Genomic DNA, 22,969 nt, shown 5'->3' with positions numbered 1-22,969 from the left:
AGGCGCCCACTTCGCCGCAGCGGAAAATGGGTGGCGAGCGCGGCGGCGACATGGCTGGGTCGTCGCGCGCCGCACTCGCATGAGCTTCGGGCCGGGGGGCATGACCCGCGAGCTCATCGATCTCGTGGTGGAAGCCGGCGACGGGCCGGTCAGGCTCTCACGATGGCCTTCCCTCGCCTGTTCTCGTCATTTGCCTCACCATTTGTAGGAGACGCTGGCGGTGACGCGCCGGCGGTCGCCGTAGAAGCAGGATGACGCCGCCGCGCAGCTCGCGACGTAGATCTTGTCGGTCAAATTGACCACGTTCAGCGCGGTGCGCCAGTTCTGCCATTCGTAGTGGAGCGCGAGATCGCCGAGCACGACCGCGGGAACCTCGAGGGTATTGGCGGTATCCGCCCACGACGAACCGATATAGCGGAGACCGCCGCCGAAGCCGAACCCCGCGAGTGGCCCGTCCTTGAAGGTGTAGTCCGCCCAGCCGGACACCAGGAGCTCAGGCGTGTTGGTCGGGGTCTTGCCGACCAGCGCCGGGTCCAGATCCCTGCTGTTGAACAAACGGTAGGCCGTGAACGAGCCGATCAGCTTCAGCTCACGCGTGGCGTTCGCCACCGCTTCGATCTCGATGCCGCGCGAGGTCACCTCGCCGGTCTGGTTCTGCAAGGTCGTGAAAACCGGATCGGTCGTTGCCACATGCTGACGTTTCAAGTCGAACACCGAAGCGGTGAAGTAGCCGTCAAATCCCCGCGGCGCGACCTTCACGCCGATTTCCGTCTGCTGGCCGGTCTCCGGCAGGAACAGCTGGTTTTGCGCGTTGAGGCCGATGATCGGATTGTAGCTCGTGGCGTAGGACACATAGGGCGCGATGCCGTTGTCGAAATTGTAGATCAGCCCGGCGCGCCCGCTGAACCTGCTGTCGTCGCGGCTGGCAAGCGTGGCGCCGGTATCACGGGCAGCCTGCGTCGTCTCGACCCAATCGTTGCGGCCGCTCAGCACCAGCGTGAAGTTGCCGAGCTTCATCTGGTCCTGAAGATAGGTGCCCGCCTGCTTCTGCGTGATCTGGAAGTTGCGGAACGGTGCGCCCGTCAACGGAATGTCAAACCCGTAGGCGGGATTGAAGACGTTGATCGAAGGGACGGTGCCGAAGTTGAAAGCCTGATAATCGTCGATCTGGTAGCCCTTCAAATCGACCCCGAACAGCATCGTATGCCGCACCGCGCCGGTGTTGAAGCGGTACTCCAGCTGATTGTCGAGATTGGCCTGGTTGGCGGTGTTCTTCGCATACCAATTATAGCGACCGAGACTGGCCGTGTTGATGTCAGCCCAATTATTGCCGACATAGCCGCGATAGGTCACATCGACATGGGCAAAGCGCGCATTCTGCCGGAACGTCAAATCGTCGGTGAGATTGCGCTCGAACTGATAGCCCAGCATCTCCTGCTCGCGCGTGAACTTGTCGACGCTGGGATCGCCAGCGAAAAAGCTGGTCGGGATCTTGCCGAACCGAGCGTTGATCACCGTGCCCTCATAGGGCAGGAAGTTGATGCCACGGGTTTCCTGCCGGGAAGCTGAAGCCAGTACCGTGAACCTCGTGTCGGCGTCCGGCTTCCAGGTCACCGACGGCGCGATGAAGTAGTTGTTGTCCGGCGTGAAATTGACCTGCGTGGGGCCGTTCTGGACCTGACCGACGACGCGGTAGAACAGCTTGCCGTTCTCGTGGCTCGTTGCGACCGGACCGCCAACATCGAAGCCGACATAGGCGTTGCCGAAATTGTTGACGCCGGTCTCGATGAAACGGACGGGCTCCGCCGGCGGCATCTTGCTGATGACGTTGACGATGCCGCTCGGGCTCGATCCGCCATAGAGCACGGCCGATGGACCGCGCAGCACCTCGACGCGCTCCATGTTGGGCGTCTGGAGCTTCCAGCTCGCATAGGAGGTGTAGAACAGCTGCATGCCGTCGAGAAACAGTCCGACGTCGTCGGACTTAAAGCCGCGGATCAGCCACCAGTCGTTGCGCGTGTCCGCGCCGAAGGTCCCGGCGCGGACTCCAGCAGTATAGCGCAGGACCTCGTCGAGCTTGTTCGCCTTCTGGTCGCGAATCTGCTCCGCGCCGATCACCGACACCGCCTGCGGCGTCTCCATGATCGGCGTGTTGGTCTTGGTGCCGGACGAGCTGCGGCCGGCGACGTAGCCGTGCACCGGGCCGAGCGGGGTCTCGACGAAACCGACATTGCGCGGCGGCTGCGGCCTGTTTCGGTTGGCGGTCTGCTGGGACGATCGCGGCGCACGGCGCTGCACGGAGATGGCTCGTCGGCGCGCTTCCGGCGCGGCGACGGTCACCGACGGAATGTTCTGCGCGCCAATCATCTGCGCAGGAGATTGTGCAAGCGATGCCTGCGGCAGCAAAACCCAAGCGGATGCGGTCGCCAACATGGCCGACCGCAGCATTCCAAGACTGTTCACGCGCAACCCCAAAACTGCGTGTTCTGATGGCACATGCTGTCGGCCCATGACGGCATGCGCTTGCGGTGACGCTTAGGGCAGCGCGCGCGAATTCCCTAATTGAAAGCCTCTTAGAAGGAGTCTTAGAAAGAGTCTTGGAAAGGGTCTTGGAAGCGATCCAACATGTTCCCGGATCGCCGAAACGTCAGCGCGAAATCTTCTCGCTCTCGAGCATCTCGGCGGCGATTGCCGTCAATTGATCGACCTGCTGCAGCAGCGTCTCGAACTCGGCTTCGCTCAAATGTTCGCGCAAACGCCGATTGCGCTCCTGCGCACCGGCGACGATCGCATCATGCGCCGCGAGGCCCGTTGCGGTCAGCGAGACCAGCACCTCGCGGCTGTCCTTCGGGTTCGCCGATTTCGCGATCAGCTTGCGCGACACGAGTTCCGCAAGCGCGCGGCTGATCTGCCCCTTGTCCTGGCCGACGGCTTCCGCGAGCCGCGCCACGCTCATCGGCGGCCGCCGGCCAAGCGAGGCGACCAGGCCGAACTCGACCGATGACAATCCGGCGAGACGCTTGTAGCGCAGGATGGCGCCGCGCTTGAGCAAATTGGCCAGCACCATCAGCCGCGACGACAGCATGACGGTGATCGGCGCCAGCGACTGACTTTCGTCCGCATCGGACGATGTGCGCCCGTCCCTGCCTGATGTCTGGCTCATGGTCCACCTCTGCCAAGAAAGCCGCGGCGTGCCAAGTCTTGGTAGCGCGACCTCCCCAGCCTGATCCGAATGCGATAAGAGGCATTTGGAAATCGTTGACATTGTCATCGATCTAATCTTCACTTGGTACAAGGCATCAAAAAAGCCCGGCCGGTACGGCCGATTGCGGGAGGACCAGCATGACCATCACGCAGCGGGATCGCGATCTCGGAACGGCCTATGCGATGAAGCCGGCGCACACCCACACCGAGCTCACCTCGGTCATGCGCGGCACGCCGATGGGCGAACTGCTCCGCCGCTACTGGCATCCGGTCGGGCTCATCAGAGACGCAACCGACACTCCGAAGAAGGTCCGCGCGCTCGGCGAGGATCTGGTGCTGTTCCGCGACAAGCACGGCCGCGCCGGCCTGCTGCACGCCCGCTGCTGCCACCGCGGCACCACGCTCTATTATGGCAAGGTCGAGGAGGACGGCATCCGCTGCTGTTATCACGGCTGGAAGTTCGACACCGAGGGCCATTGCCTGGAGCAGCCCTGCGAGCCCGATGGCGGCCAGTTCAAGGACAAGGTGCGCCAGCCCTGGTATCCGGTCGAGGAGCGCTACGGGCTCATCTTCGCCTATCTGGGCCCCGCCGAGAAACGCCCGGTGCTGCCGGCCTATGAGTGCCTGGAGACCATGGACGACGGCGAGTTCGTCGACGCCGACGATTCCTCGATCGGCGGCGGTGGTCCCGCGATCATCCCCTGCAACTGGCTCCAGCATTTCGAGAACGTGGTCGATCCCTACCACGTGCCGGTGCTGCACGGCTCGTTCTCGGGTCCGCAATTCACCAACATGATGGCATCGATGCCGGAGGTGACGTTCGACAAGACGCCGCGCGGGATCGCCGTGCGCTCGATCCGCAAGCAGGATGACGGCAAGGTGTTTTACCGCGTCACCGAGGCGGCGCTCCCCACCTTGCGCGTTGTGCCAAACCCGCGCGTGGCGCAATTCGCCCGCGTCGAGTCGATCGGCTGGACGCTGCCGATCGACGACACCTCGTTCCGCATCTACGTCGCCGGCCGCGTCAAGAACGCCGGCGACATCGGTCGCATGCGCTCGAAATTCAACGGCAAATTCTGGTGGGACATGACCGAGGAAGAACATCAGCGATTTCCGGGCGATTACGAAGCCCAGGTCGGCCAGGGACCGCAGACCATCCATTCCGAGGAGCATTTCGGCCAGAGCGACCGCGGCATCCTCATGATCCGACGCATGCTGAGCGACCAGCTCGAGGCGATGGAAGCAGGCCGCGATCCGATCGGAATCTCGTTCGATGCAAGCGCGCCTCCCGTCGAATTCGAAGCGGGGAATTACATCCGCGAAGGCTGACCTGCCAGCCCCAATCAGGGCTGGACCGACAACGATAACAAAGACTAATTGGGGGAAGCGATGGTCGATGTGACGTCACAAATGTCGGTGCAAACGGCCGCGACGGCAAAGCCCTCGGCGCGGCGCTATTACGTGCTAGGCCTGCTCACGATCATCTACGCGCTGAACTTCCTCGACCGCACGATCTTCAACGTGCTGATCGAGCCGATCAAGAAGGAGTTTCAGCTCAGCGATACCATGATGGGCCTGCTCGCGGGCTTCGGATTCGCGCTGTTCTACTCCCTGCTCGGCATCCCCATCGCGCGCGTCGCCGACCGGCTCAACCGGCGCAACATCGTCGCCGCCGCCTTCGCGTTCTGGAGCGCGATGACGGCGTTGTGCGGCGCCGCTTCGAGCGTCACCTCGTTGGCGCTGGCGAGGATCGGCGTCGGCATCGGCGAATCCGCAGGCTCGCCCGCCTCGCAATCGATCGTGGCCGACCTCTTCGCCAAGAACGAGCGTCCGCGCGCGCTCGGCATCTACGCCGTCGGCACCTATCTCGGCGTATTCCTCGGCTATTTCGTGGGCGGGTACGTCAACCAGCACTATGGCTGGCGGATGGCGTTCTACGTTGCGGGCCTGCCCGGCATCCTGCTTGCTGTTGTCCTGTGGCTGACGATCTCCGAGCCGAAGCGCGGCGCCATGCAGGAGAATTTCGTGCCCGAGCCGCTCGGGCCGACGCTGCGCTTCCTGGCCTCGCAGCGAAGCTTCATCATCGTGCTGATCGGCTTCTGTCTCACCACTTACACGAACTATGCGACCGCGGCGTGGATCCCGCCGTTCCTGGCGCGTGTGCACCATCTGTCGAGCGCGGAGATCGGCACCTATGCCGGCACCTTCAAGGGTCTCGCCGGCATGGCCGGCACCCTGCTCGGCGGCTTCGTGGTGGCGCAGATCAGCCGCCGCGACGACCGCTGGAAGCTGTGGGCGCCCGCCATCACCTCGGGCCTTGCCGGCCCGGTGTTCGCGCTGTGCATGCTGACGCAGGACTTTGCGCTGATGGTGGCCACGCTGGCGCTGACCTCGTTCCTGGTCGGCTTCCATCTCGGACCGATCTTCGCGATCGCGCAGACGGTCGCCAAGCCGAGCATGCGGGCGCTGGCCTCCGCCCTGATCGCGCTCACTGCCACCTGCTTCGGCCAGGGCCTCGGCCCGCTCGCCGTGGGCGTGGTCAACGATGCCCTGAAGGGCGCTTACGGCGCCGACGCGGTGCGCTATTCCCTGCTCTCGGCGGCGGTCACGACCACGCTGGGGGCACTCCTGTTCGTCTGGGCGGCGCGCTCGATCCGGGACGATATCGGCCGGGCGGCCGCCTGACGCCGGTACAGGCCGCAAGCCCGGCGAAACCAACCGGGCGCATTAATGAAACCATTTTGCGGAACCCGCGAAACCATCCGGAAACAGACGGTCTTTACAAGACGAGCCATAGACGGCGGCAAAGCCCGTCGGGAGGCTCAGATGAACCACTCTATCCACTCTGCTGATCGTGCGACCCATCTGAAGATCGTGGTGGTGGCGCTGGTGGCCGGAATTACAGTGGCCGGCTTCGGGATCGCAGCCCGCACCAATGCCGATTACAGCCAGACCGCCCAGTCCGCCCATGTGATCAAGGCCGGGAAGCCGGTGGTGGTGACGAGCGCAGGGACGTCGGAGATCCGCTGACACCGCCCCGCTCGGGGCTGACAGAGGCCGCCGCCTGGCGGCCTTTTTCGTTTTCCAGAGCAATGCTTAGCCGGGATGTGCCGGTGAAGCGCAACATCCTTGACTTCACCCAGCCCCGCCTTTAAGTCCCCCCTCGTTCCGCGCGCTGTCAGCGAACCACGCGGGAGTAGCTCAGTTGGTTAGAGCGCCGGCCTGTCACGCCGGAGGTCGCGGGTTCGAGCCCCGTCTCTCGCGCCATTTTGGCAATTCCTTCATAGCCTTAGAACAAACTTCTACACGCCTTTCGCGGCTGTGACGGCGATCGCCGGCATCCGTCGAGAACTTGCGCCATAGTCAGCCGAAGCCCGAATCGTCTAGGCCTTGCAGGACTTGGAGGGATCCCCACCCTTTACCGCCTTTTCCGGGGCCCCTGTGATTGAGGAGGCCAGATATGGCTAAGAAGGATTCCACGAAGAAGCCTGCCGCGCCCGCCACCATCACGCTCAAGCACCTCGCCGCCGACATTGCGGAGAGCCAGGACCTGTCGAAGAAGCGCGCCGAGGCCGTTCTGACCGACATGGTCGAACTCATCACCAAGCACCTGAAGAAGGGCGACCGCGTCCGCATCGTCGGCCTTGGCATCCTCCAGGTCCGCAAGCGCGCCGCCCGCACCGGCCGCAATCCCGCCACGGGCGAGCCGATCCACATCAAAGCCACCAAGAAGGTCGCCTTCCGCCCCGTCAAGGAACTAAAAGAGGCGATCTGACCACTCACGTTTCGTTAAGCCTGATCAGCCTCCTCCGGCCTCACCGCACCCTGCTTTTCTGGTATACCGCCTCTCTCCCCTGACCCGGCGGTTTGACCAGAAATGTCCTCCCTCACCTTTTCGCATACCGTGACCGAGCGCTTCCTGCGCTACGTCACCATCGACACCCAATCCGATCCGGAATCCCCGGCCTCGCCATCGACCGAGAAACAGAAAGATCTCGGCCGTGTGCTCGCCGCCGAGCTCAGGGAGATGGGCGTCGAGGACGCTCATCTCGATGATTACGGCTACGTCTATGGAACGATCCCGGCGAACACGACCAAGAAGGTGCCCGTGATCTGCTTCTGCTCGCACATGGACACTTCGCCCGACGTCACCGGCAAGAACGTCAAGCCGCAGATGGTGAAGAACTATCGCGGCGGCGACATCACGCTGCCGGGCGATACCAGCCAGGTGATCCGCTTCGCCGAGCATCCGGCGCTGAAGAACCAGATCGGCAACGACATCATCACCACCGACGGCACCACGCTGCTCGGTGCCGACAACAAGGCCGGCGTGGCTGAGATCATGGATGCCGCGCATTTCTTCATCAACAACCCGCAAGTGAAGCACGGCACCATCAAGATCCTGTTCACGCCGGACGAGGAGATCGGCCGCGGCGTCGACAATGTCGACATCAAGAAGCTCGGCGCTGATTTCGGCTACACCATGGACGGCGAGAGCGCGGGTAGCGTCGAGGACGAGACCTTCTCGGCGGACGGCGCCACCATCACCATCAACGGCGTCAGCGCCCATCCCGGCTATGCCAAGGGCAAGATGGAGCACGCCATCAAGATCGCCGCCGCCATCGTCGAGCGCCTGCCCCGGGAAGGCTGCTCGCCCGAGACGACATCAGGCAAGCAGGGTTTTCTGCATCCGATCGGGATCGAGGGTGCGCTGGAGCAGGCTACGCTCTCCTTCATTGTGCGCGACTTCACCGAGGAAGGGCTGAAGGAGAAGGAGATCCTGCTCGAGAACATCGTCAAGGACGTGATGAAGGATTTTCCGCGCTCGACTTACACATTCGAGGTGCGGGAGCAGTACCGCAACATGAAGCAGGTGATCGATCGCCACCCGCACATTCTTGAATACGCCATCGAAGCGATCCGCCGCGCCGGCCTGCGCCCGATGCGCACCGCGATCCGCGGCGGCACCGACGGCTCCCGCCTGTCCTTCATGGGACTGCCCTGCCCCAACATCTTCGCCGGCGAGCACGCATTTCACTCCCGGCTCGAATGGGTCAGCCGGCAGGACATGGAGAAGGCGGTGCAGACGATCGTCCATCTCGCCATGATCTGGGAGGAGAAGGCTTAGGCCTCTCGTCAAAAGGCAATATGGCCGGGATCGCTCCCGGCCATCGTCCTGCACGTTACGGCACCCGCATCGCACGCGGAGAGCGATGGAAGCGGTTGGAGCTCGCCATCCAGTTCGGGAGCGGCGCGCCGTCGCGATGCCGGCCACCGGCAACAGCCGCAGCCCAGGCCACCGCAGCGCCGATCAGGGTTGCTGCCGCAACGGAGAAGGCGACGATGATGGAGTTACGCCGCGCCCGATTGATGGCCGTCCTTGAATCCGCGATCAGCGTGTCGACCCGTCGCTCCGAGTCGGGTGCTGCAAGTCCCGTCAACGCGGCCACCTGCTGCACGAGGTAGGCCCGGTCATCGGTGCTGACGCCGCTGTGGCTCGACGACGTCATCAGGATGCGTCCCGCTTCGGCACGAGGTTCCCTGAGGTCGGTGTTGGGGGGCCGCCGCGCTGCGCGAAACAGCTTATCCAGCTCGTAGCTCAACAGAGGCTCGGCGGCGGAGGTACTGCTCGCCGAACTGCGCATCGGCGAGCGGTCAATCGCAGCTGCGCCGAGCATCGCGAGCAGAGCGGCACCAAGCAGCACGGCGAGCGCCCAGGACATCAGGCCATGCAGCCCGTCCCGCCGTTCGCCCTCGTCTTCGATCGTTGTGACCGCCGGGGCTGGTCGCGTCGTCCGGCCGGCGATATAGCCGCCGAAGCCGAAGCTGATAATCGCCTGGATGATCAGATACAGCCCCGACAGCAAAGCCAGCGCCGCCGATGCATCGCGCCATGTCGGCGAGGCTGAACTGACGCCCAGGCCGACGGCGACTCCAAAGCCGACCAGGATGAACGACATTGCGCCGGCAGCCAAAGCGCCTGCGATCACCGAGCTCCACTGGATGATGCGCCTTTCATCGGCAGCGACGCCGCCGCCTTCCACGATGTCTTCCCGTATGAGAGTTTCCATGGTCATCGCCGCTCTCTCAGCGCAAGCCGAAGAACGACAAGATCGCCATGACCACCACGATCAAGCCGATGAGATAAATCAATCCGTCCATGGTCCGTCCTCCTCAATTTCTCCTCGTCGCTAATCACAATGAACAAGGAACGTTCCAAATTGGACCGAGCCAGCGGGAACGAACCCGCGCGATGCGGATTATCTGTCCAAGTCCCAAGGATGAAGTTTGTGAGCACGAAAGCCTCAGCCGGTAAGTCCCGGCTGGGGCTTTCTTTTTGTGCGCCGGTTCCTGTCCTATGTTAACGACGCCGGCTCTCGGATCATCAAGGATGCGCTCGGGGCGGGAACCTCCGGATCGGGAGAGCCGCGTGGATCGCAGAACCGCGTGCCTTCATCAGGCAGATGCATTCCGGGAAAAGGCGATCGCCGATCCCGAGCACCACGACCAGTGGATCGATGAAGCCATCAAATGGCTGGAACGGGCCATGGAAGCGGGCTGCCGCGCCGTCGTCACGGTCGAAGGCGGCGATATGCCGAACGTTGCACGCGGAGCGGCAGCCGATGCTCGGCTGAGCTTGATCACACGCCAATGAGAAGAGCTGCCGTCTTCGCGAGCGCTGCGGCAATTGTTCCCGGAACGTAACAATGTTGCGGGTCGACACTGTTCCCAACGCCATGCTAGGCCGGGCGCAGACCGCAACCAGAGTGACGTCGTGCTCGCGAACCGCCAGCCCTCAGGATCATGCCGGCCGCGCAACTGGCGCGGGCTGCTGTCTGTGCTGATCGCGGTCGTCTACCTGCTCGCGGGAGCGCTGCATGGCCTGCACGACATCGACGTCACCACGCCCGGTGGCGGCTCGGAGATCAGCGCGGTGCTTGACGGCTCGGCGGATCACAACGACCACAAGGCCATCGGCGGGCATCATTGCCATGGCTGCTTCTCGGTGACGATGGCGCAGCCGACGCCACCGGCCGGATCGATCGGGCTCGTGTCCGCATCGCGCCCGCAACGCGCACCCCGGCTCGCCGGCATTGTTCCCGACACCGACTCCCCGCCTCCCAAACATATGGCCTGAACGGATTGGTCGGGCGCCACGAGCGTCCATTCGGTTCATCCTCACAGGTCGGTTTCATGTTTTTCAGGGGAATGGCCGCGCGCCTGGCGTGCGCGGCAGCGTGTCTGATTGCCGGATCGGCGCTTGCGCCATCTCACGCCCAGACTCTGACGATGCGGAGCGCGCTTTCGCGCGCGCTGGCCGCGAGCCCGCGGCTGACCGCGGCGGAGCGCGATGTCGGCATCGCCACGGGCCAGCGCATCCAGGCAGGTGCGCTTCTCAATCCGGAACTGACCTACGAACAGGACAATTCGTTCGGGTCCGGCATCTATCGCGGCACACGATCGGCCGAGACCACGCTCCAGATCAGCCAGGCCTTCGAGCTGTTCGGCAAGCGCGACGCGCGGATTGCAGCTGGCGTCGCCGGCATCGAGGTCGCCGCGATCCAGCGCAAAGCCGTCAGGCTGGAGGTGCTGTCGGAGACCGCGATCGCCTTCCTCAGCGTGCTCGGCGCACAGCGGCGCATCCAGATCCTCGACGAGCAGATCACCGCCATCGACCGGCTGACGCCGCTTTTGCGCCGACGCGTCGAGGCCGGCGCCTCCTCGCCGGCCGAGACCGGCCGTGCGGAGGTGGCGTCCGCACTGGTGAAGGCCGACCGCGAGCGCTTCAAGGCGACGCTGGCCAGCGCCCGGCGCGAGCTTGCGGTCCTGATGGGCGACGCGGCACCGAAATTCGGCGAGGTCTCCGGCCGGCTCGACACCATGGGACGGCCCCCGACATTCCAGTCGGTCGTCGCCGCGATCGATGCCAATCCGCAGCTGGTGCGCTGGACCGCGATCTATGCCCAGCGCAACGCCGAGCTGTTGCTGGCGCGGCTGCGGCCCTATCCCAACGTGCGGATCGCCGCCGGCTGGCGCCATTTCAACGAGACCAATGACGACGCGGCGCGCCTCACCGTCTCGGTGCCGATCCCCGTGTTCGACCAGAACCAGGGCAATATCCTTTCGGCCCAGGAAAGCCTCGCCAAGACCAAGGCCGAGCGCGAGGCCAACCGCAACACGCTGATCGTGGTCGCCGGCCGCGCCTACGACTCGCTGCAGGGCTCGCTGCGCGAGCTCGCGGTGCTGCGCGAGAGCGCCATTCCCAAGGCCACCGAAGCCTCGGACGCCATCGCGCAAGGCTACGGCCAGGGCCGCTTCAGCCTGCTCGAAGTGCTCGATGCCCAGGCCAGCGTCACCCAGGCGCGGCTGCGCGAGCAGGAGGCGCTGCAGAATTTCCACGCGGGGGTGGCGACCATCGAAGGGCTCGTCGGCAATCCCTTTACGCTGGCGCGGGAGAGCGCACGATGAAGACGTCCTCCACCATCCTCGTCGCATTCGTTGCCGCCGCACTTGGCGTCGCACTTGGCGCTTACGGCTATTCCCTGCTCGGCCCGGCCAGGGTCGAGCATGCCGAACACGCCGCGGACAAGAAGCCGGAGAAGCCGAACGACCATGTCGAGCAGGACGAGCACGGTGCCGACCGGATCCGCATCTCCGACGTCAAGCTTGCCGCCGCCGGCGTGACGCTGGCGGAAGCCGGGAGCGTCACGCTGACCGACACGCTCGCCTTCAACGGCATCCTGCGCGCCAACCAGGAAGCCGTGGTGCAGGTGACGCCGCGCTTTCCCGGCGTTGCCAAATCGATCCAGAAGCGCATCGGCGACGAGGTCGGCAAGGACGATCTGCTCGCCGCGATCGAGAGCAACCAGAGTCTCACCGTCTACGAGCTCAAGGCGCCGCTTGCCGGCACCGTCATCGAGCGGCAGATTTCGCTCGGCGAATACGCCTCCGAGCAGAAGCCCGCCTTCGTCGTCGCCGACCTCTCCACTATCTGGGTCGATCTGTCGATCTATCGCCAGGATCTGCGGCGCGTTCGTCTCAACGACGAGGTGCTGATCGATCCCGACGACGGCCGCGGCGAGATCAAGGGCACGATCGCCTACATGGCCCCGATCGGCTCGAGCGAGACCCAGACGGCGCTGGCGCGCGTGGTGCTGCCAAATCGGGACGGGCGCTTGCGTCCCGGCCTGTTTGTCACGGCACGGCTGATCCTCGCCGCCCGCAACGTCGCGGTCGCGGTGCGCAAAAGCGCGATCCAGACGCTGGAGAACAGGACTATCGTGTTCGTTCGTGAGGACGGCGACAAGATCGAGGCGCGCCCGGTGGAGCTTGGCGATTCCGACCCGCGCCATGTCGAGATCAAGGCCGGTCTATCGGCCGGCGAGCATTACGTCGCGGAAAACAGCTTCGTCGTGAAGGCGGAGATGGGCAAGGGCGAGGCCGAGCATGATTGAGCGTCTCATCGCGGTCTCGCTGCAGCAGCGCTGGCTGGTCCTGCTGCTCGCGCTCGGCGCCGTCGCTTTCGGAGCGTGGAATTTCCAACGCCTTCCGATCGACGCCGTGCCTGACATCACCAACGTCCAGGTCCAGATCAACACCCGCGCCCCCGGCTATTCGCCGCTGGAAACCGAGCAGCGCATCACCTTCCCGGTCGAGACCGCGATGGGCGGGCTGCCCAAGCTCGACTACACGCGCTCGCTGTCGCGCTACGGCCTGAGTCAGGTGACCGTCGTCTTCAAGGACGGCACCGACATCTATTTTGCCCGCCAGCTCGTCGGCGAACGGATCCAGCAGGTGAAGGACCAGCTTCCGGCCGGCGTCGAGGTCGCGATGGGACCGGTCTCGACCGGGCTCGGCGAAATCTTCATGTACACCGTCGAGGCCAAGGCGGGCGCGAAGACGCAAGGCGGCCACGACTATTCGCTGACCGACTTGCGCACCGTGCAGGACTGGATCATCAAGCCGCAGCTTCGCAACGTGCCGGGGGTGATCGAGGTCAACACCATCGGCGGCTTCGAGCGGCAATTCCATGTGCTCCCCGATCCCGGCAAGCTGATGGCCTACCGGCTCGGCTTTCGCGACGTCATGACGGCGCTCGCCGCCAACAATGCCGATGTCGGCGCCGGCTATATCGAGCGCAACGGCGAGCAATATCTGGTTCGCTCGCCGGGCCAGGTCGGCAATGTCGGCGAAATCAGGGACATCGTCATCGGCTCGCGCGGCGGCAATCCCGTCAGGATCAGGGATATCGCGACCGTCACCGAAGGCCGCGATTTGCGCACGGGAGCCGCAACGCGCGATGGCGAGGAAACCGTGCTCGGCACCGCCATGCTTTTGATCGGCGAGAACAGCCGCACCGTGGCGCGCCGTGTCGCGGCCCGGCTGGAGGATATCGCCAAATCGCTGCCCGACGGCGTCGTGACGCGGACCGTCTACGACCGCACCGATCTGGTCGAAGCCACCATCCGCACCGTCGAGAGCAATCTGCTGGAAGGCGCGGCCCTGGTCGTGGCCGTGCTGTTCCTGATCCTCGGCAACATCCGCGCCGCGCTGGTGGTGGCTTGCGTCATTCCGCTGTCCATGGCCATGACGGTCACCGGCATGGTCGAGGCCAAGGTCAGCGCGAACCTGATGAGCCTGGGTGCAATCGATTTCGGCATCATCGTCGACGGCGCCGTGATCATCGTCGAGAACTGCCTGCGCATGCTGGCCGAGGTCCAGCGCGAGAAAGGCGGCCTGCTCACGATCTCCGAACGGCTGCGCGCGATCCGGAGTGGGTCGAGCGAGGTGATCAAGCCGAGCCTGTTCGGAACGCTGATCATCGCAGTGGTCTACCTGCCGGTGCTGACGCTGACCGGCGTCGAGGGCAAGATGTTCACGCCGATGGCCCTGACGGTGCTGATGGCGCTGGGTGCCGCGGTGCTGTTCTCCATCACCTTCGTGCCGGCGGCGGTTGCCATCTTCGTCACCGGCAAGGTGTCCGAACACGAAAACCTGTTCATGCGGCTGGCGAAGCGCGCCTATCTCCCCGTGCTCCGGCTGGCGATCGACCATCGCCTCGGCGTCGCAATCATGGCCGCCATCATCGTGGTCGCAAGCTGCGTTGCCGCCGCGCGCATGGGCGGCGAGTTCATCCCGAGCCTGGACGAAGGCGACGTCGCGCTGGCCTCGATCCGGATTCCCGGCACCAGCCTGACCCAGTCGCTGGACCTGCAAAAGGCGCTGGAAAAGCGCGTCAAGCAGATTCCGGAGGTGAAGGAGTTCTTCACCCGCATCGGCACCGCCGAGATCGCAACCGACCCGATGTCGCCGGCACAGACCGACGGCTACATCATGCTGAAGCCGCGCGCCGGATGGCCCGACCCTGGCAGCTCCAAGGCCGAGGTGATCGAGGCCATCGCCCGTGCCGCTGACGACATCCCCGGCAGCGCCTATGAGATCTCCCAGCCGATCCAGTTCCGCGTCAACGAGTTGATCTCCGGCGTGCGAAGCGACGTCGGCGTCAAGATCTTCGGCGACGACCTCGAGATCCTGCAAGGCGCGGCAAAACAGGTCGAAGCCGCGATCCGCGGCATCCGCGGCGCCAGCGACGTCAAGATCGAGCAGGTCTCGGGCCTGCCGATCCTCACCGTCCGCCTCGACCGCCAGGCGCTCGCCCGGTATGGGCTCAGCATCAGCGAGGTGCAGGGCATCGTCGAGATCGCGGTCGGCGGCAAGTCGGCCGGCAAGCTGTTCGAGGGCGACCGCCGCTTCGACATCGTCGTGCGCCTGCCGGAACATCTGCGCGGCGATCTCGAGGTCATCCGGGCGATCCCGATCCCGCTGCCGCCGGGTGAGGAAGCAGCAATCGGCGCGCCAATCCGGACCGCATTGCCCGCCCCTCCCCTTGCCCAGATGCGCTATGTGCCGCTGTCGTCGGTCGCAACCGTCGAAGCGACGCCTGGCCCGAACCAGATCAGCCGCGAGAACGGCAAGCGGCGCATTGTGGTCACCGCCAATGTCCGCGCGCGCGATCTCGGCTCCTTCGTCACCGAGGCCGAGGCAGCCGTCGCGGAGAAGGTCAAGCTGCCGCCGGGCTACTGGATCGGCTGGGGCGGACAGTTCGAGCAATTGGTCTCCGCCACCAAGCGGCTGACGCTCGTGGTGCCGTTGGCGCTGCTGCTGGTCTTCCTGCTGCTGTTCATGGGCATGGGATCGGCGGCTGATGCGGCGCTCGTGTTCTCCGGCGTGCCGCTGGCACTGACCGGCGGCGTCATGGCGCTGCTGCTGCACGGTATTCCGCTGTCCATCAGCGCCGGCGTCGGCTTCATCGCACTGTCGGGCGTCGCTGTCCTCAACGGGCTCGTCATCATCGCCTTCATCGAGCGGCTGCGCAGCGAGGGCCAACCCGTTGCCGACGCGGTGCGCGAGGGCGCGCTGACACGCCTGCGTCCGGTGCTGATGACGGCGCTGGTCGCGTCCCTCGGCTTCGTGCCGATGGCTCTTGCCACTGGGGCCGGCGCCGAGGTGCAGCGGCCGCTCGCGACTGTGGTGATCGGCGGTATCATCTCCTCAACCGTGCTGACGCTGCTGGTGCTGCCGGCGCTCTACGTGCTGTTCCGCCGTGACGGGGCTGCCGAAACGCCTACAATGGCGCCTGATTTGGCAGCGTCCAGGGAGCGATAGAGGTGGGCAGCCACGACCATCACGGCCATCATCGCGATGATCATAGCCACGGCCATGATCACGATCATGGTGGCCACGCCCATGCCCATGCGCCCGCCAGTTTCGGCAAGGCGTTCGCAATCGGCATCTCACTCAACACCGCGCTGGTCGCGGCGGAGGCCGTCTACGGCTATATCGGCAACTCCACGGCTCTGCTTGCGGATGCCGGCCATAATCTTAGCGACGTGCTCGGCCTGGTCGTGGCCTGGTGCGCGTCGATCGCGGCGCGGCGCGCGCCCAGCGGCCGCTTCACCTATGGCCTGCGCGCCTCCACCATCCTGGCGGCGCTGGCGAACGCGGTGTTCCTGCTGGTCGCAACCGGCGCGATCGGCTGGGAAGCGACTTTGCGCCTGCGGGAGCCGGAGCCGGTCGCCGGCATCACCGTGATGGTGGTCGCCGGCATCGGCATCCTCATCAACGGTTTTACCGCCATGTTGTTCGCGCGCGGTCGCAAGGACGACATCAACATCGAAGGCGCCTATCTGCACATGGCGGCCGACGCCGCGGTCTCGCTCGGCGTCGTCATCTCGGCGGCGCTGATCATCTGGACCGGCTGGCTCTGGCTCGATCCCGTCACCAGCCTCGTCATCTGCGCCACCATCCTCTGGAGCACCACCAGCCTGCTCCGTGGCTCCATCGACATGTCGATGGCGGCGGCGCCCAGGGGCACCGACATTGCCGCGATCAAGATCCTTCTGCTGGAGCGGCCCGGCGTCACTGCGATCCACGATCTCCACGTCTGGCCGATCTCGACCACCGAGACGGCGCTGACTTGCCACCTCGTCATGCCCACCGGCGCCGGCGATGCCTTCCTGATGGAGACGGCGCAGATGCTGAAGCGCTCCCACCGCATCGGCCACACCACCCTTCAGATCGAGACGCATCCGGACAACGGCTGCGCGCTGGCGCCGGATGACGTGGTGTGAGCGACGCAGCGTTGCTGCCTCCGCGGAGAACGGTCTGGATTGCTTCGCTGCGCTCGCAATGATGGGGACAGAGCGACGCCTACGCCGCCTTCGCCGTCACGATCCAGACCGCGCCCTGGAGCGCCACGCTCTGACCCTTCAGGAACGGCGCGAGCGTCTCGCGGATCGAGGCTTTTGCCGCGGCATAGGTCTCCGGCGGATGCCCTTGCAGCGCGCGGCTCGCCGGGCCGATCTGGAGCGAGCCTTCGACCGCGGCATCGAGCCCGCCGCCAATCGCGACGTCCATCGCGAGATTGTGCGGCTCCATCGCGACGTCGACGAAGCCCGCGCCTTTCAGGATGCGCGTCACGCGCTCTTCGGAGGCGAAGGCGAACGGGCCCGGCTCCTCCGGCCCGACCGGCGGCATCTTGGGAACGTGCTTGTAGACCGCCATAAGCGGCGCCATCATCCACGGATTTTCCTTCGGCTCGCGCCAGCAGGCAAACGCCAACCGTCCCGTCGGCTTCAGCGCGCGGCGGAGATTGGTGAAAGACGCGATGGGATCGGCGAAGAACATCACGCCGAACCGCGAGGCCAGCAGGTCAAAGCTCGCCGGCTCGAACGGATGCACCGTCGCATCGGCCAGCACGAAATCGAGCGGCAGGCCTTTTGGCGCAAACGCGCGCGCCTGCGACAGCATCGGCTCGGAGACGTCGAGCCCGAGCGCAAAGCCATCAGGCGCGACATCCTTCGCGAACGCGAACGTCGTCGCACCGGAGCCACAGCCGATGTCGAGGACGCGCTCGCCCGGCTTCGGCCTGGCGCGGGCGATCAGCACGTCGGCAATGGGTCCCAGCAGGCTCTCCTGCGCCGCATGGCGATCGGCCCAGCGCTGCCCGCTGGGGCCATTCCAGTAGGCGATCTGATCGGCGTTCTGCTCGTGTCCGCTTGGTTGTTGCATCAGGGCCTCTGTGGCTCGGTATCGCCCGCCTGCGCCTATCGGCTTCGGCGCGGCAGCCTTCGTTCGCTTCGCGCCAATAACGTGTGAGGCTGGCTCGCCGAGCCGAAGCTCGCGAAGCGAGCAAAGGCTGGTGGGCGGTGAGAGATTCGAACTCCCGACCCTCTCGGTGTAAACGAGATGCTCTAACCAGCTGAGCTAACCGCCCCTCGCCGCTTCTTTATCCCTACCGGCCCCGAACGGGCAAGCGCGGAACGCCAATTCCAGGGCCTCAATCCTGTGGCCGGCCCGGCAGCAGCGGCACCGCGTCGATCCACACCGCCGCCGACTGGCACCAGATCTGCCTGACGGGCCGCAATTTGTCGCGCTGGCGGATGCTGCCCCAGCGGATGCCCCAATCGTCCTCCTGGTCGCCGTCGCCGCTCGTGAACAGCGGGGAACCGCAGTCGGCGCAAAAGTGCTGGAAGCGCATCCGGCCGTTGTCGCCGCGCTTGCCGTAGATCCTGGGCGTGCCGGCAGTCAGGCGGACTTCGGCGCCCGAACAGACGGCCGTCACCCGGAAGGGCGAGCCGGTCAGTGTCTGGCAATCGGTGCAGTGGCAGACCGACACCGTCTCCGGGTCGATCTCGGCTTCAAAGGTAATCTCGCCGCAATGGCATTGCCCGTCGATGTGCATTGTCGTCATCCGCTGCCCAAAACAAAATGCCCCACAAAAAAACGGCGCCCGAAGGCGCCGTTTTATCATCTTTTTCGAGCTGCGATCTCAGTGAGCGGTCAGGCCGCCGGCGGCTTCGTCGCCGTCCGGCTTCACCGTCACCTTGGTGTCCTCTTCCCAGACGATCGGCACTGGCTTCTTGACCAGCGCCTTGGCGACGACGTCGTCGAGGCGCGAGACCGGGATGATCTCCATGCCGCCCTTGATCGCATCGGAAATCTCCGTGAGATCCTTGGCGTTGTCCTCAGGAATCAGCACCGTCTTGATGCCGCCGCGGGCAGCAGCCAGCAGCTTCTCCTTCAGGCCGCCGATCGGCAGCACGCGGCCGCGCAGCGTGATTTCGCCGGTCATCGCGACATCGTGGCGGACCGGGATGCCGGTCATGACCGAGATGATCGCGGTGGCCATCGCCACGCCCGCCGACGGACCGTCCTTCGGCGTCGCGCCTTCCGGCACGTGCACGTGGATGTCGCGCCGGTCGAACAGCGGCGGCTCGATGCCGTAGACGATCGCGCGCGAGCGGACATAGGACGCCGCCGCCGAGATCGATTCCTTCATCACTTCACGCAGATTGCCCGTGACCGTCATCTTGCCCTTGCCGGGCATCATGACGCCTTCGATCGTCAGCAACTCGCCGCCGACATCGGTCCAGGCAAGGCCGGTGACGATGCCGACCTGCGGCTCGCTCTCGATCTCACCGTAGCGGTACTTCGGCACGCCCAGAAGCTCTTCGAGAGTCTTCTCGGTGATCTTGACCGACTTCTTCTTGGAGATCATCAGCTCCTTCACCGCCTTGCGGGCGAGTGTGGAGAGCTCACGCTCCAAATTGCGCACGCCCGCTTCGCGGGTGTAGCGGCGGATCAGAAGCAGCAGCGCGTCGTCGTCGATCGAGAACTCCTTGGAGTCCAGGCCGTGCTTGGACACCGCGGTCGGGATCAAGTGCTTGCGCGCGATCTCGACCTTCTCGTTCTCGGTGTAGCCCGCGATCCGGATGATCTCCATGCGGTCCATCAGCGGTCCCGGAATATTGAGCGTATTCGCGGTCGTGATGAACATCACGTTGGACAGATCGTAGTCGACCTCGAGATAGTGGTCGTTGAAGGTCGCGTTCTGCTCGGGGTCGAGGACCTCGAGCAGCGCCGAGGACGGATCGCCGCGGAAATCGGCGCCCATCTTGTCGATCTCGTCCAGCAGGAACAGCGGATTGGACGACTTCGCCTTCCGCATCGACTGGATGATCTTGCCGGGCATCGAGCCGATATAGGTGCGGCGGTGCCCGCGGATCTCGGCCTCGTCGCGCACGCCACCGAGCGAGACGCGCACGAATTCACGCCCCGTCGCCTTCGCGATCGACTTGCCGAGCGAGGTCTTGCCGACGCCGGGAGGGCCGACGAGGCACAGGATCGGGCCCGTCAGCTTGTTGGCGCGCGACTGTACGGCGAGATACTCGACGATGCGGTCCTTGACCTTCTCCAGCCCGTAGTGATCCGCATCCAGAACCGCCTGCGCGGCTTCCAGATCCTTCTTCACCTTGGACTTCTTGTTCCACGGAATCGACAGCAGCCAATCCAGATAGTTGCGCACGACGGTCGCTTCCGCGGACATCGGCGACATCTGGCGCAGCTTCTTCAATTCATGCTGCGCCTTCTCGCGCGCTTCCTTGGAGAGCTTGGTCTTGGAGATCTTCTCTTCGAGATCGGCGAGCTCGTCGCGACCGTCGTCGTCGCCGAGCTCCTTCTGGATCGCCTTCATCTGCTCGTTGAGATAGTACTCGCGCTGGGTCTTCTCCATCTGGCGCTTGACGCGCGAGCGGATGCGCTTCTCGACCTGGAGCACCGAGATCTCGCTCTCCATCAGGCCCAGCACCTTCTCCAGGCGCTGCGTGACCGACAGCGTCTCCAGGATGCCCTGGCGATCCGCGATCTTGACGGCGAGATGCGAGGCGACGGTGTCGGCGAGCTTGGCAAAATCGGTGATCGCCTGCACGACGCCGACGACCTCGGCCGAGATCTTCTTGTTGAGCTTCACGTAGCTCTCGAAGTCGGACACGACGGAGCGCGCCATGGCCTCCGCCTCGACCGACTTCGCATCGGTATCGGCGAGCGCAATCGCGGTCGCTTCGTAATAGTCGGCGCGATCGGTGTACTTCTGCACGCGCGCCCGCTCGAGCCCTTCGACCAGCACCTTCACAGTGCCGTCGGGAAGCTTCAAAAGCTGGAGCACGCTGGCAAGCGTACCGGTCTCGTAAATGGAATCGGGTGCCGGATCATCGTCGGACGCGTTCTTCTGGGTCGCGAGCATGATCAGCGCGTCGTTCTTCATCACCTCTTCGAGCGCGCGGATCGACTTCTCGCGGCCGACGAAGAGCGGAACGATCATGTGCGGGAAGACGACGATGTCGCGCAGGGGCAGCACGGGATAGGCGTGCGTTTCGCCATGGACGATGGTTGGCCTGGGTTTTGGATTGGTCATGGCCTTTTCCTTTTGCTTTGCCCCCTTGCACGCAGCCCGCCATGCTCATGCGCAACCGCCACAAGGTGCCGAGGTGACCCGCAATACCGATCGCTCCTTTTGAGGTTGGACCGGCTTGCCGAATCGGAACTGAGGCGAATCTTGAAGAGAATTTTTACTCGCCGCCGACATTAGGTGGCTATCGACCCGGGGGGTGTCAAGTCATTGAAAGACGCGCGCCATCAGGCGCTTACGCACGCAAATAAGCGACGCAACACCGGCTGCGGAGATACTTTCCGCAGCCCCTGCTTGAGGAGACGATTGGAGCGTTCCAGCGCCGAAATCAGGCGCTGGCGTTCTCGACGGCGCGATCGGACCGATCGGCGTAGATGTAGAGCGGACGCGCCGTTCCTTCCACGACTTCGCGGGAAATCACGACTTCTTCCACACCTTCGAGGCCCGGCAGGTCGAACATGGTCTCGAGCAGGATCGCCTCGAGGATTGAACGCAGCCCCCGCGCACCGGTCTTGCGCTCGATCGCCCTGCGGGCAACCGCGCCAAGCGCCTCGTCGGCGAAGGTCAGCTCGATGTTCTCCATCTCGAACAGCCGCTGGTACTGCTTCACCAGCGCGTTCTTCGGCTCGACCAGGATCTTCTTGAGCGAAGCCTCGTCCAGATCCTCCAGCGTCGCCACGACGGGCAGACGGCCGACGAATTCCGGGATCAGGCCGTACTTCAGGAGATCCTCAGGCTCGACATGACGGAAGATTTCGCCGGTGCGGCGGTCTTCCGGTGCGAGCACCTGAGCGGCGAAACCGATCGAGGTCGAACGTCCGCGTGCCGAGATGATCTTTTCGAGGCCCGAGAACGCACCACCGCAGATGAACAGGATATTGGTGGTGTCCACCTGCAGGAACTCCTGCTGCGGATGCTTGCGGCCGCCCTGCGGCGGGACCGAAGCCACCGTGCCTTCCATGATCTTGAGCAGCGCCTGCTGCACGCCCTCACCCGACACGTCGCGCGTGATCGAGGGATTGTCGGACTTGCGGCTGATCTTGTCGATTTCGTCGATGTAGACGATGCCGCGCTGGGCACGCTCGACATTGTAGTCGGCGGCCTGGAGCAGCTTCAGGATGATGTTCTCGACGTCCTCGCCGACATAGCCGGCTTCGGTCAGCGTCGTCGCATCCGCCATCGTGAACGGCACGTCCAGGATGCGGGCGAGCGTCTGCGCGAGCAGCGTCTTGCCCGAGCCGGTCGGACCGATCAGCAGGATGTTCGACTTCGCAAGCTCGACGTCGTTGTGCTTGGTCTGGTGGTTGAGGCGCTTGTAGTGATTGTGCACCGCGACCGAGAGGACCTTCTTCGCATGGTTCTGGCCGATCACGTAATCGTCCAGCACCTTGCAGATTTCCTTCGGCGTCGGAATCCCGTCGCGCGACTTCACCAGCGAGGATTTGTTCTCCTCGCGAATGATGTCCATGCAGAGCTCAACGCACTCGTCGCAAATGAAGACCGTGGGACCCGCGATCAGTTTGCGCACTTCGTGCTGGCTCTTGCCGCAGAACGAGCAATACAGCGTGTTCTTGGAGTCGCTCGTGCCGACCTTACTCATTCATGTCTCCGTCCGCGGTTCGATCCCGTCCGCTCGATCGCCCTATTCCGGCACGACAGCCGGTACAGTCCTTCAAATAGAGCAAATTCCGTACCAAAAAAGACCCTACGCGTTACATGCCGTGCGAATCGCGGTCATTCGATTCCCCGCGATCATAGCCGATCAGTCATAGCGAACCATGCTGGCACCCGACTATCAAGAATTCGCTAATCGGGGGTCGCCGGCTACCCGTGACAATACCGTGATTTCCGGTCTTGGCACGGGCGAAGTGATCGAAATCACCCCGGCGTTGCTGGATTGCCACGAAAAACAAGCACGAAAGCGGAACTTTCTGCCTGTCGCAGGGCGCAAAAGTGCGTTTTGCGACGCGCGCACGTGTCCTTAACGTGAACGCTCCCTGATGTGCCCGCGGTCCC

18 protein-coding genes and 2 tRNA genes are annotated in these 22,969 nt (G+C 64.5%); 12 read left to right on the top strand and 8 right to left on the bottom strand.

Annotation, left to right across the window (positions count from 1 at the left end; translation table 11 throughout):
• Positions 1-195: 195 nt before the first annotated feature.
• Positions 196-2,448, bottom strand: a complete 2,253-nt coding sequence (locus IVB54_RS18390) for a TonB-dependent siderophore receptor (RefSeq protein ID WP_018455094.1) — start codon at positions 2,446-2,448, stop codon at positions 196-198.
• Between the two features lie 199 nt (positions 2,449-2,647).
• Entirely contained in the window at positions 2,648-3,163 is a 516-nt protein-coding gene (locus tag IVB54_RS18385; RefSeq protein WP_018455095.1) for a MarR family transcriptional regulator, read from the bottom strand.
• Positions 3,164-3,342: 179 nt separating this feature from the next.
• Here IVB54_RS18385 and IVB54_RS18380 point away from each other — a divergent pair, with 179 nt between their 5' ends.
• The 6 genes from IVB54_RS18380 (at position 3,343) to pepT (ending at position 8,332) form a co-directional block, all read left to right on the top strand.
• Positions 3,343-4,533 (top strand): aromatic ring-hydroxylating dioxygenase subunit alpha, encoded by a 1,191-nt coding sequence (locus tag IVB54_RS18380; protein ID WP_018455096.1) that lies wholly within the window; start codon positions 3,343-3,345, stop codon positions 4,531-4,533.
• A 60-nt stretch (positions 4,534-4,593) separates the two neighbouring features.
• A complete protein-coding gene (locus IVB54_RS18375; RefSeq protein ID WP_026232876.1) occupies positions 4,594-5,889 on the top strand; it encodes an MFS transporter in 1,296 nt (431 codons plus the stop codon).
• A 141-nt stretch (positions 5,890-6,030) separates the two neighbouring features.
• Positions 6,031-6,234, top strand: coding sequence for a hypothetical protein (locus tag IVB54_RS18370; protein ID WP_026232877.1), 204 nt, complete (start codon positions 6,031-6,033; stop codon positions 6,232-6,234).
• A gap of 160 nt (positions 6,235-6,394) precedes the next feature.
• Positions 6,395-6,471 (top strand) — tRNA-Asp (locus IVB54_RS18365).
• Positions 6,472-6,664: 193 nt separating this feature from the next.
• Entirely contained in the window at positions 6,665-6,979 is a 315-nt protein-coding gene (locus tag IVB54_RS18360; protein WP_018455099.1) for an HU family DNA-binding protein, read from the top strand.
• A gap of 102 nt (positions 6,980-7,081) precedes the next feature.
• On the top strand, positions 7,082-8,332 hold the full coding sequence (gene pepT / locus IVB54_RS18355; RefSeq protein ID WP_018455100.1) for a peptidase T: 1,251 nt from the start codon (positions 7,082-7,084) through the stop codon (positions 8,330-8,332).
• Between the two features lie 55 nt (positions 8,333-8,387).
• Here pepT and IVB54_RS18350 read toward each other — a convergent pair whose 3' ends face one another.
• The gene (locus IVB54_RS18350; RefSeq protein WP_018455101.1) at positions 8,388-9,281 is read right to left on the bottom strand and encodes a hypothetical protein; all 894 of its coding nucleotides are present in this window, start codon (positions 9,279-9,281) and stop codon (positions 8,388-8,390) included.
• A 353-nt stretch (positions 9,282-9,634) separates the two neighbouring features.
• Between IVB54_RS18350 and IVB54_RS18345 the strand changes: the two genes are divergently transcribed.
• The 6 genes from IVB54_RS18345 to IVB54_RS18320 all read left to right on the top strand — a co-directional run bounded on the left by IVB54_RS18345 (position 9,635) and on the right by IVB54_RS18320 (position 16,835).
• Entirely contained in the window at positions 9,635-9,859 is a 225-nt protein-coding gene (locus IVB54_RS18345) for a hypothetical protein (RefSeq protein ID WP_018455102.1), read from the top strand.
• 120 nt (positions 9,860-9,979) lie between these two features.
• Positions 9,980-10,342 carry a hypothetical protein gene (locus IVB54_RS18340; protein ID WP_026232878.1) on the top strand — a complete coding sequence of 121 codons (363 nt, stop codon included), beginning with the start codon at positions 9,980-9,982 and terminating at the stop codon, positions 10,340-10,342.
• A gap of 56 nt (positions 10,343-10,398) precedes the next feature.
• Complete coding sequence (ihpA, locus tag IVB54_RS18335) at positions 10,399-11,673, top strand: divalent metal ion exporter subunit IhpA (protein WP_247362607.1); 1,275 nt, start codon at positions 10,399-10,401, stop codon at positions 11,671-11,673.
• On the top strand, positions 11,670-12,659 hold the full coding sequence (ihpB, locus tag IVB54_RS18330) for a divalent metal ion exporter adaptor subunit IhpB (RefSeq protein WP_018455105.1): 990 nt from the start codon (positions 11,670-11,672) through the stop codon (positions 12,657-12,659). The genes ihpA and ihpB overlap by 4 nt, the downstream gene beginning before the upstream one ends.
• Positions 12,652-15,870, top strand: coding sequence for a CusA/CzcA family heavy metal efflux RND transporter (locus IVB54_RS18325; protein WP_247777425.1), 3,219 nt, complete (start codon positions 12,652-12,654; stop codon positions 15,868-15,870). The genes ihpB and IVB54_RS18325 overlap by 8 nt, the downstream gene beginning before the upstream one ends.
• A 2-nt stretch (positions 15,871-15,872) precedes the next feature.
• Positions 15,873-16,835: a cation diffusion facilitator family transporter gene (locus IVB54_RS18320; protein ID WP_247385794.1), complete on the top strand. Its 963-nt coding sequence runs from the start codon at positions 15,873-15,875 to the stop codon at positions 16,833-16,835.
• 79 nt (positions 16,836-16,914) lie between these two features.
• On the opposite strand, the gene IVB54_RS18315 is transcribed toward IVB54_RS18320, so the two are convergent.
• From IVB54_RS18315 to clpX, 5 genes are all read right to left on the bottom strand, one after another.
• A complete protein-coding gene (locus IVB54_RS18315; protein ID WP_247385793.1) occupies positions 16,915-17,775 on the bottom strand; it encodes a methyltransferase domain-containing protein in 861 nt (286 codons plus the stop codon).
• A 128-nt stretch (positions 17,776-17,903) separates the two neighbouring features.
• Positions 17,904-17,980, bottom strand: a tRNA-Val gene (locus tag IVB54_RS18310).
• Between the two features lie 63 nt (positions 17,981-18,043).
• Complete coding sequence (locus tag IVB54_RS18305) at positions 18,044-18,448, bottom strand: GFA family protein (protein WP_018455108.1); 405 nt, start codon at positions 18,446-18,448, stop codon at positions 18,044-18,046.
• Positions 18,449-18,535: 87 nt separating this feature from the next.
• On the bottom strand, positions 18,536-20,959 hold the full coding sequence (lon, locus tag IVB54_RS18300; RefSeq protein WP_247777424.1) for an endopeptidase La: 2,424 nt from the start codon (positions 20,957-20,959) through the stop codon (positions 18,536-18,538).
• Positions 20,960-21,281: 322 nt separating this feature from the next.
• Entirely contained in the window at positions 21,282-22,553 is a 1,272-nt protein-coding gene (gene clpX / locus IVB54_RS18295; RefSeq protein ID WP_007603503.1) for an ATP-dependent Clp protease ATP-binding subunit ClpX, read from the bottom strand.
• Positions 22,554-22,969: the final 416 nt, after the last annotated feature.

Origin of the sequence: Bradyrhizobium sp. CW1 (genome assembly GCF_023100665.1) — a bacterium.
Classification (GTDB): domain Bacteria; phylum Pseudomonadota; class Alphaproteobacteria; order Rhizobiales; family Xanthobacteraceae; genus Bradyrhizobium; species Bradyrhizobium canariense_D.
Note: the sequence above shows the minus strand (reverse complement) of the source record. Positions and strands in the feature narration are given on the sequence as shown.